Genomic DNA, 8,865 nt, shown 5'->3' on the forward strand with positions numbered 1-8,865 from the left:
GCTCTACCAGCTGAGCTACGGAATCAATCCTTTTGTTTAAGGAGGTGCAAAGATAGAAATTAAATGCTGACTTGCAATTGATATTTCAAATAAATGAATAACATCATGTTATTTTATCCAGATATCCTTAGATAACCCTATACAAATTGTTACCTTAAATTGCTAAACTTTTATTATTTCAGATCAGCACCAATCTCTTCAATCGAACAATAAGACGATAAAAAGGTTATGATCAATATGTTATGCTTAGATAAATTGGTAAAGGCACCTTCTGCCTGCTGTCAAGCTTAAATACCTATTAACCCCCGTTTGAATAATGTAAGCTTGGTATTTCCTATTAGTAAATTAATTATGAATATTTTTGCTTAGAAATACAGCCCCATTTTGAAAACAGATATATTCCTTGTTACCCCCCCTTTTACCCAACTGAATACCCCGTATCCAGCAACTGCATATATCAAGGGTTTTTTAAATACTAAAAATATTTCTTCCACTCAGGCTGATTTAGGTATTGAAGTAATTTTGGCTTTATTCTCCAGGAAAGGTCTGCAAGAACTTTTCTTTCAAGCTGAGGAGTCTACTGATCAATCAAAAAGCTTAAATGCAAAGCGGATTGTTGCTTTAAAAAATGAATATATAAAAACCATTGATGCTGTTATTGCTTTCTTACAAGGCAAAAACCCAACCTTAGCTTTACAAATTTGTCAGGATGATTTTTTACCAGAGGCATCAAGATTTACTCAATTGAATGAGTTAGATAAGGTTTTTGGTTCGATGGGAACGCAAGATAAAGGGAAGCATTTAGCAACCCTCTATTTGGAAGATATTTCCGATTTTATTATTGAATGCATAGATCCTAACTTTGGTTTTAGTCGTTATGCTGAAAGATTGGGAAGGAGTGCAAATTCATTTGATGAGCTTTACGATGCTTTAAATCAGGAATATACCTACATGGATGAAATCCTGATTAAAATTCTTGAATTGAAAATTGACACGATTCAACCTAAGCTATTATTAATTTCTGTTCCTTTTCCTGGGAATTTATATGCCGCTTTCCGATGTGCACAATATGTAAAACGAACTCATCCTGAAATTAGAATAGCAATGGGCGGCGGTTTTCCCAATACAGAATTACGTTCCGTTTCTGATAAGCGTGTATTTGAATTTTTCGACTATATTTCCTTAGATGATGGTGAACTACCTGTTGAACTAATCTATAATGCGATCATAAGTGGTGGTCCGTTTAACCTTTATAAAAGAACTTTCTTATTAGAGAATGGTGTCGTTGTATATAAAAATGATGCATTAAGAAGTGATTATAAGCAGATTGATGTAGGAACGCCAGATTATACTGATTTACAATTGGATCAATACATTTCAGTTATAGAGATTGTTAATCCAATGCATAGGATGTGGAGTGATGGCCGTTGGAATAAATTAACAATGGCACATGGATGTTATTGGGGAAAATGTACGTTTTGTGATATTTCTTTGGATTACATTAAGGTCTACGAACCTGTTGCTGCTAAATTAATTGTAGATCGTATTGAGGAGCTTATCGAAAAAACAGGACAGAATGGCTTTCACTTTGTTGATGAGGCTGCACCACCAGCGTTGATGCGTGAAGTAGCACTAGAGATTCTAAAAAGAAACATAGCTGTAAGCTGGTGGACAAATATCCGGTTTGAAAAAAGCTTTACCAGAGATTTATGTATTTTGCTTAAGGTATCTGGCTGTATAGCCATTTCTGGTGGCTTAGAAGTGGCCTCAGATAGGTTATTAAAGCTAATTGATAAAGGTGTATCTGTTGAACAAGTAGCTCAGGTTACCCGGAATTTTACTGAATCTGGAATATTAGTTCATGCTTATTTGATGTATGGATATCCAACACAGACTATTCAGGAGACCATTGACAGTTTGGAAATGGTGAGACAATTGTTTCAAACAGGTGTTTTACAAAGTGGTTTCTGGCATCAGTTTGCGATGACCGCACATAGTCCTGTTGGCCTGTATCCTGAAAGATTTGGTGTTGTCAAAGAGACTCAAACTATTGGAACTTTCGCCAATAATGATATTAATTACATTGATAAAACAGGAATAGACCATGATAAATTTAGCTATGGCTTAAAGAAGTCACTCTTTAATTTTATGCATGGCATTTGCTTGGATTATAAATTACAAGATTGGTTTGATTTTAAAATCCCTAAAGTAATGATTCCTCCGGATTATATAGCGAAAGCCTTAAGGGAAGAAAGTAGGTTCAATACTAAACCAACTGCTAAAGTAGTTTGGTTGGGGGGAAAACCAGATACAGAAAATTATACAAAGCATAAAAAGGGTAATTCTTTCGAAATGATGATTCTAACTTTTTATGACAAAAAAGAGACCTTTAAAATCCAGACTAATAAAAATGAAGGAGAATGGCTGGCTTCATTCTTACCTAAAATTGCTATTTCCAATTCAAAGGCATATACCTTTCAAGAAATTAAAACTGATTTTGAAGCTAAAATGGAGAATTTTGAATTATTCTGGTATTCAAAGCCAGTTACTATCTTAAGAGATTTTGGACTGTTGGTTTTATAGTCCTTTAAGTAAATAGTTAAGCTTTCTTTGTTAATGCACATAAAAACAGAACCGAGTTTTATCTTTTAGAGATCTTCTTATCTACCTCAATTAAGAAATCAGATAGGAATTGATCATGGAAGATCGTTAAATATGATTCTTGCAAATGTGTAACCATCTGTCCAAATGTATTCCCAAAATTTTACTTGTAGTTATGTCAATCAGTCCCTTTTGAGTGGTGCATTTCGCCAAGAGAAACTCCGCCTTTAATCCCAAAATCTAATGTCCTGATTGGAAATGGAATCATGATGTTATGAACATCATAAGCCTTTTTTATATTTATAATAGACTGACTTTGAACCTCCATAAAATTTACCTGCTCCGTGTTGTTTATCCAAAGCCGGATTACATAGTTAATAGAACTGTCACCAAATTCTGTGTAAAACATAGTCACCTCATCCTCCTTCGCAAGACCTTCTATTCCTTTAACTGCCTGAAGCGTAATTTCTTTCACCTTTTCCAAATCTTCCCCATAGGACACTCCTACTTTTAAATCAATCCTACGCTTACCTAACAATGAATAATTTTCTATTGGATTTTGAAATACATCTTTATTCGGAATTATAACCATCTGTCCCTGATAAGTACGAATAGTGGTATCTCTGAGATTAATTTCTTCTACTTTTCCCATATATTCCTTGATCTTAACAATATCTCCAACCAACAAAGGTCTTCGTATAGAGAGAAATAAACCCGAAATAAAATTAGCAGCAATATCTTGAAAAGCAAAGGCTAAAGCCAATCCGATAATTCCGGCGCCAGCCAACATGGAGGTAACTGCCTTATCGAGTTTCAGCACGCTAAGCGCTACAAAAAACACAATCCCGAGTAGGAAAAAATAAATTAAGGAGCTGAAAAGATTGACAAGTGTCTCATTGGGCATGAATTTTCTAATCAATCTACTCAATAAATTCTTTACATATTTCGCAATGAAAAAACCAAAAACAAGTATAAATGCAGCAAGTGCAATATTGGGCAAAAGCCTTACCAATTCCTTAGCCCATACAATCAATTTATCAGTAATCAACTGAAAAGCATAATTAATATCCATGTTATATTTTTTAATTTGCTACATGATCAGCCTTACGCCACCCAACTCTGAGACGCGATAAGGAAATTTGTCTCCAGGTGATCCAATGAACATGAAATTTTTAGGAATGTTCCAACGACTAGAAAGTGTGTCAATAATTTCAGGACCAAACTGTCCGTCCATTTCAACAAAGTCTATATCAATGTCTGGATATGCCCGATCCAACACCTCAATATCACTTCTTAAATTTTCATTATTGCTGTCTACGTTGGACAAGTGGACAATTTTTATTTTTTTTGTTACTTCATTTTCTTCAACATAAATCATGACCCGGTTTAGAATAGCTACATTGTCACCCCGCGTAAAGAAAACGAGTTCCTGTGAATTTATATTGACCAGCGTACGGTGCAGTCTTAAATTAGTAAATAAAAATTTCCGTAGGGGTGCATTCAGGTACCAGATAGAGTATATAAGCCATTTCATTAATGACGCCCTGTTCAACATGATCAAAATCAGTGCCATTGCAGGTACCAGATACTTAATAAAAACATAAAATGATGAAATGTTAAGCTTCATATTTCCCAGAAATGCGGCAATTATGAAAGATACAGCGACTACTACCGAAAGAATGGTGGCCTTTTCCGGACGTGGAAGCCGTTTTCTTTTAACTTTCAACAACAGGTTGCCCAAGCCAAATAAGGCCATAACCGCTAAAAAGGAAAATGTGTATACACCAGCCAAATTCGCAAGGTTGCCCTTGGTGACCAATAATATGGAAACGCATAAAAGAAAGAAGCCAATTACGATCCGGTAATTGATACCACGAGCGTTCTTCTTTAATAAAAAGTTTGGCAATATCCTATCCAGTGCTATTCGTTCAGCTAATCCTGTCACGCCAATGTAGGAAGTAAGCACAGCGCCACCCAAAACCAATACCGCATCAACAGAAATAATATAGCTTAACCATTGCCCTCCCGCGGTCAGACCAATAAAAGAAAGCAATGATTCCTGATGATCATTGATCGTAGTAATCGGAAGGATACTCAATGCGACAATGGCAATCACCGGATTAAAAAAACTCACTACCCACCACATATTTCTCAGAGTTTTAGGAAATACACCCTTCTCCTGTTCCTCTACAAAATTGGCTGAACTCTCAAATCCTGATATCCCTAACATAGCAGCGGAAAAACCTAAAAAGATAGCGGTAGTCAATCCACCGGACCGGATTGGAAAGTTCCAGTTTAGCCGAAAAACGTCCAGGCCATTGTTAACTAAAAACCATCCACAAGTGAGCACCAAAAGGCTGAGTGAAACAAGGTGTATAATGAAAATAATTACGGCCACTATTGCAGATTCTCCGATTCCAATAATACTCAATGCCATAAAAATAACCAGTACAAAGATTGTTGCCCACAAAAGGGGTAACGCATGAATAATGTTGTGCAGATAATGCATGGCTTCATAAGAGGAAATTACAGCAGTAGCCATATAAGAAAGTATAGTAAGGCAGGCTGCAAATGATGCAGTTTTCTTAGTAGTAGTGTTGAGTAAAACATTGTATGCACCACCATTTAGCGGTAATGCCCCCACTACCTCCGCATAGATCTTTCGAAACAGATATAAAATCAAAGCTACTATCAATAAAGAAATCCATGCATATTGTCCAGCATAAGCTATCGTTAAAGCAGACACGTATAAACAGGAAGAAGAGATATCATTACCACAAATTGCGGTCGCTTGTAATTGAGTTAGTTTTTTATGCAAAACATCTGATTTCTGCTTCATTTTGTATGGATTTATTAAGAAATCAATTGGAAGGAATATGAAATCTTAGTGTTAGATTTCTTAAAAATTAACAGAATACACCTATGAATGTTTTAAATTTATAATACCCAAAGGAATTCATTAAACTAAAAAAGCTCCTAAATCTAATTTAGAAGCTTTTTTATCTATGTGATCCCGCTGGGACTCTCACCTACTTGCCTAATTTATATCTAAATGAGCCTTATTGATACAATAAAACGCCATTAAGAGCTTTTTGAAGTCATTTTTTATAAAGTTGGATACATTAAAAAACATTTGAATAAGTCAAAAATTGACAGTAATATTGACAGCAATTAAAAAACTACTGTCAATTATATGGCTACAATTAACTTCTATCTAGATAAACCGAACAGGAAAAATCAAAGACCAATACTGTTAACCTATCTCTTAAACGGAAACAAGATCCGCTTCTCCACGAAGCTAAAAACGATGGATAAGGATTGGAACCCTAAGAGCCAAAAAATAAAGAAGAACGGTGAAGGAGAAAGTGAAATTAATTTTGCACTGGAAGAGTATAAAAGAGTCATTACTAAGGCTGAATTACACGCCCAGTTTGAGCCAAATCAATTAACGCTGGATTATATCCGAACAAAGCTTGAGGAGGCCACAGGAAAGAAGAAAACGTCTTTTACTATATATGATGCATTTGAGGAATATATAAAGGAGGCTTCTATAAAAAAGACTGAAAGCTCAAAAAAGATATATGAAGTTACCCTCAATAAACTAAAATCCTTTGATAAGGATAGACGGTATCTGTTAAGCTTTGAAAATATTGATAGTAAGTTTGAGAGTAAATTCACTGATTACCTGATGACAGAGTGCAAACTGGTTAATAATACCATAGGTAGATATATCAAAACGGTCAAATCGTTTATGAATTTTGCCACCGAAAGAGGATATACAACCAACTTTAAGTTTAAAACATTTAGGGTAATCAAGCAGGATGCTGATATTATCTACCTTACAGAAGCCGAACTTTTAAAGATTTACAGGTTTGAAAATTTGCCACCTCGATTAGATGCTGTCAGGGATGCATTCTGTTTGGGTTGTTTCACAGGATTAAGGTTTTCCGACCTGTCAGAGTTACGCTTCGCTAACCTAAAAGAAGATTTTATAGAACTAAAGTCAAAAAAGACCAGGGACTTTTTAAGGATACCATTGAATGATTTCGCTAAAGCCATTCTAAAGAAGCACCAAGGAAATCCGCCACAGATGATAAGCAATCAGAAGATGAACGACTACATTAAGGAAATAGGAGAACTGGCAGGAATAAAGCAGAATATTATATTGACGCAATATCAGGGAGCGACCAAGCTGGAAAAGGCAGAACCGAAGTATAAATTTCTTTCTACACATTCTGCAAGAAGGACGTTTGTAACTCTATCACTTGAAAAAGGGATGAGACCTGAAGTTGTGATGTCAATTACAGGGCATAAGGACTATGCAACATTTAAGAAGTACATTAAACTAACAGAAAATGTTAAGTTAGCCGAAATGAACAATGCTTGGAACAGTAAATTGGAAGTACATGAGTAATATTGAAGCAACAGAACTCTTTAAAGGCTATAAAGAGCGCCTTATACATTGTTGTAGTATTGAGCGATTTGAGGAGGTTTATGTAGGCTCTCATTATATGCTTGACACGGAATTTAAGGATTTGAATAAGGAAATCTTTAAAACGATAAAACAAAACAGCGGTGTTGAAATTATGGCAACGTTGAAAGAGTTTAAAGATTACGTACATTATCAGCACATCGTCAATTTCAACTCACCCAATAAATACGGTAAAAAAAGCGCAGAGAAATATTTAAAGCTTTACAATTTACTGGTTGACTACATAAAAGAGGCCGATGCAGATGCAGTACCTGTTGTAAATGTTAACCAAGTTAAGACGTTCAAAAAGCCCAAACTTTCTGAATACAATAAGCCATCTGTAAATTCAAAGCAGGTTTTAATACTGATGAAATACTTCAGGGAGAATAATCTAACGAACAAAGAAATAACAGATACAGCACTGGCGGAATGTTTTGGTACTTTAACAGGATATAGCGGAGACCAGTTAAGAAAAGACTTTGTTAGCTTCAATAAGGAGGAGATCCTATTCAAATCGGATGAACTGGATACATTAAAAGCCATCTTTATAAAGATGAGTAAAGACCTATCCAAATTGCAGTTAAAATAAATACACTAAAGATCAGTAAGTTATAAACTTGTCCCCCGACAAGTCCCCCATAATAATTTCGAAAATAGAAGTGTTTTGTGGCTCACAATTAATAAAAATTATGAGTTACAGAAACACAAATTCATTAGGCTTAGAGCAAGCCGAAACAAATCCATTAGTACTTATCGATTTAATCTCATTGAAATCCATGCTGGGTAGTGTAATAAAAAACGCCCTGCAGGACTTCAATGAACGAGGCAAAAGCCTATTGGTAGAGAAGAATATCAGTGACAATCCAGACCTGATGAACATGGAAGAGGTCATTAAATTCTTGAAGGTATCAAAGGTTACTATCCATAATTGGAAGCGGAACGGAATAATTAAGAGCCATAAAATGGGAAGAAAATTATACTTCAAAAAGTCAGAAATGTTGGATGCCATCAAACGACAGAAATATTCCATTTAAGCTAATCATTCCAAAAACGATTTAAAAACTACCATTATGTGTATATGTAAAGACGACTTAATAGAAGAATTAAATAAATTATTTGATGCTAAAGCTGATGAATATTTCAAAAGGCTATATGATAAGCAGAGCATAAAAGAGACAAATGATCTCGGTAATCTGATGACTGTTGATGAAGTTCTCAATTGTTTTGAAATTTCTAGGACAGCTCTTTATGCTTGGATTAAACAAGGCAAGATTGACAGCCTGAAAGTAGGAAATCAGAGATTATTCAATAGAAAGCACATTGAAAACTATAAGAATTATAAACTTTGTTACTATGGAAAGAGAACTAGAATCAGGTAATTTAGTTTACACGCCTGTAAAGTTACGATGTAAGATAGTCCCGTTAGTGGGACACTTTGGACCATGTTATAGACTTTGGTCCATTTAAAATTAAGAACAGGAGCCTTGAGAAATCAAGGCTTTTTTGCTAGTGGGATGTACTGGGACTATTGGATGAACTAAGGACTTCAACTGATGTTTGCATGATTGATAAACAAGAGAGCTGATTACAGCATTGTACTGGATATTAAAACAAGAAGCTGGTAATTGGTTATAAGATATTAACGGTGCCATCATGGCTTATTAAAATCAGCATGGTGACATTGATTTGAATACTATAAGAACCTCCGCCCAAGGGGTGGCTTATCGGCTTCGCCCGATATTTGCATTTATGATAAATAATTAAAATCATTCTAAGCTCATCATACTGGTCTT

7 protein-coding genes are annotated in these 8,865 nt (G+C 35.1%); 5 read left to right on the forward strand and 2 right to left on the reverse strand.

Annotation, left to right across the window (positions count from 1 at the left end; genetic code table 11):
- The first annotated feature begins 384 nt into the window (after positions 1 to 384).
- Positions 385 to 2,583, forward strand: coding sequence for a B12-binding domain-containing radical SAM protein (locus ADIARSV_RS19080; RefSeq protein WP_040300693.1), 2,199 nt, complete (start codon positions 385 to 387; stop codon positions 2,581 to 2,583).
- 196 nt (positions 2,584 to 2,779) lie between these two features.
- Here the strand turns inward: ADIARSV_RS19080 and ADIARSV_RS19085 are convergent, their stop codons facing one another.
- Positions 2,780 to 3,673 (reverse strand): mechanosensitive ion channel family protein, encoded by an 894-nt coding sequence (locus ADIARSV_RS19085; RefSeq protein WP_016197313.1) that lies wholly within the window; start codon positions 3,671 to 3,673, stop codon positions 2,780 to 2,782.
- Between the two features lie 18 nt (positions 3,674 to 3,691).
- On the reverse strand, positions 3,692 to 5,440 hold the full coding sequence (locus tag ADIARSV_RS19090; protein WP_016197314.1) for an APC family permease: 1,749 nt from the start codon (positions 5,438 to 5,440) through the stop codon (positions 3,692 to 3,694).
- Positions 5,441 to 5,794: 354 nt separating this feature from the next.
- Here ADIARSV_RS19090 and ADIARSV_RS20855 point away from each other — a divergent pair, with 354 nt between their 5' ends.
- The 4 genes from ADIARSV_RS20855 (at position 5,795) to ADIARSV_RS19110 (ending at position 8,451) form a co-directional block, all read left to right on the forward strand.
- Positions 5,795 to 7,015, forward strand: coding sequence for a site-specific integrase (locus ADIARSV_RS20855; protein ID WP_016197315.1), 1,221 nt, complete (start codon positions 5,795 to 5,797; stop codon positions 7,013 to 7,015).
- Positions 7,008 to 7,661: a hypothetical protein gene (locus ADIARSV_RS19100; protein ID WP_040300695.1), complete on the forward strand. Its 654-nt coding sequence runs from the start codon at positions 7,008 to 7,010 to the stop codon at positions 7,659 to 7,661. The genes ADIARSV_RS20855 and ADIARSV_RS19100 overlap by 8 nt, the downstream gene beginning before the upstream one ends.
- A gap of 100 nt (positions 7,662 to 7,761) precedes the next feature.
- Complete coding sequence (locus ADIARSV_RS19105; protein ID WP_040300697.1) at positions 7,762 to 8,106, forward strand: helix-turn-helix domain-containing protein; 345 nt, start codon at positions 7,762 to 7,764, stop codon at positions 8,104 to 8,106.
- Between the two features lie 36 nt (positions 8,107 to 8,142).
- On the forward strand, positions 8,143 to 8,451 hold the full coding sequence (locus ADIARSV_RS19110; RefSeq protein ID WP_040300698.1) for a helix-turn-helix domain-containing protein: 309 nt from the start codon (positions 8,143 to 8,145) through the stop codon (positions 8,449 to 8,451).
- The last annotated feature ends 414 nt before the right edge of the window (positions 8,452 to 8,865 follow it).

The sequence above is a fragment of the Arcticibacter svalbardensis MN12-7 genome (genome assembly GCF_000403135.1).
In the GTDB taxonomy this organism is placed as follows: domain Bacteria; phylum Bacteroidota; class Bacteroidia; order Sphingobacteriales; family Sphingobacteriaceae; genus Arcticibacter; species Arcticibacter svalbardensis.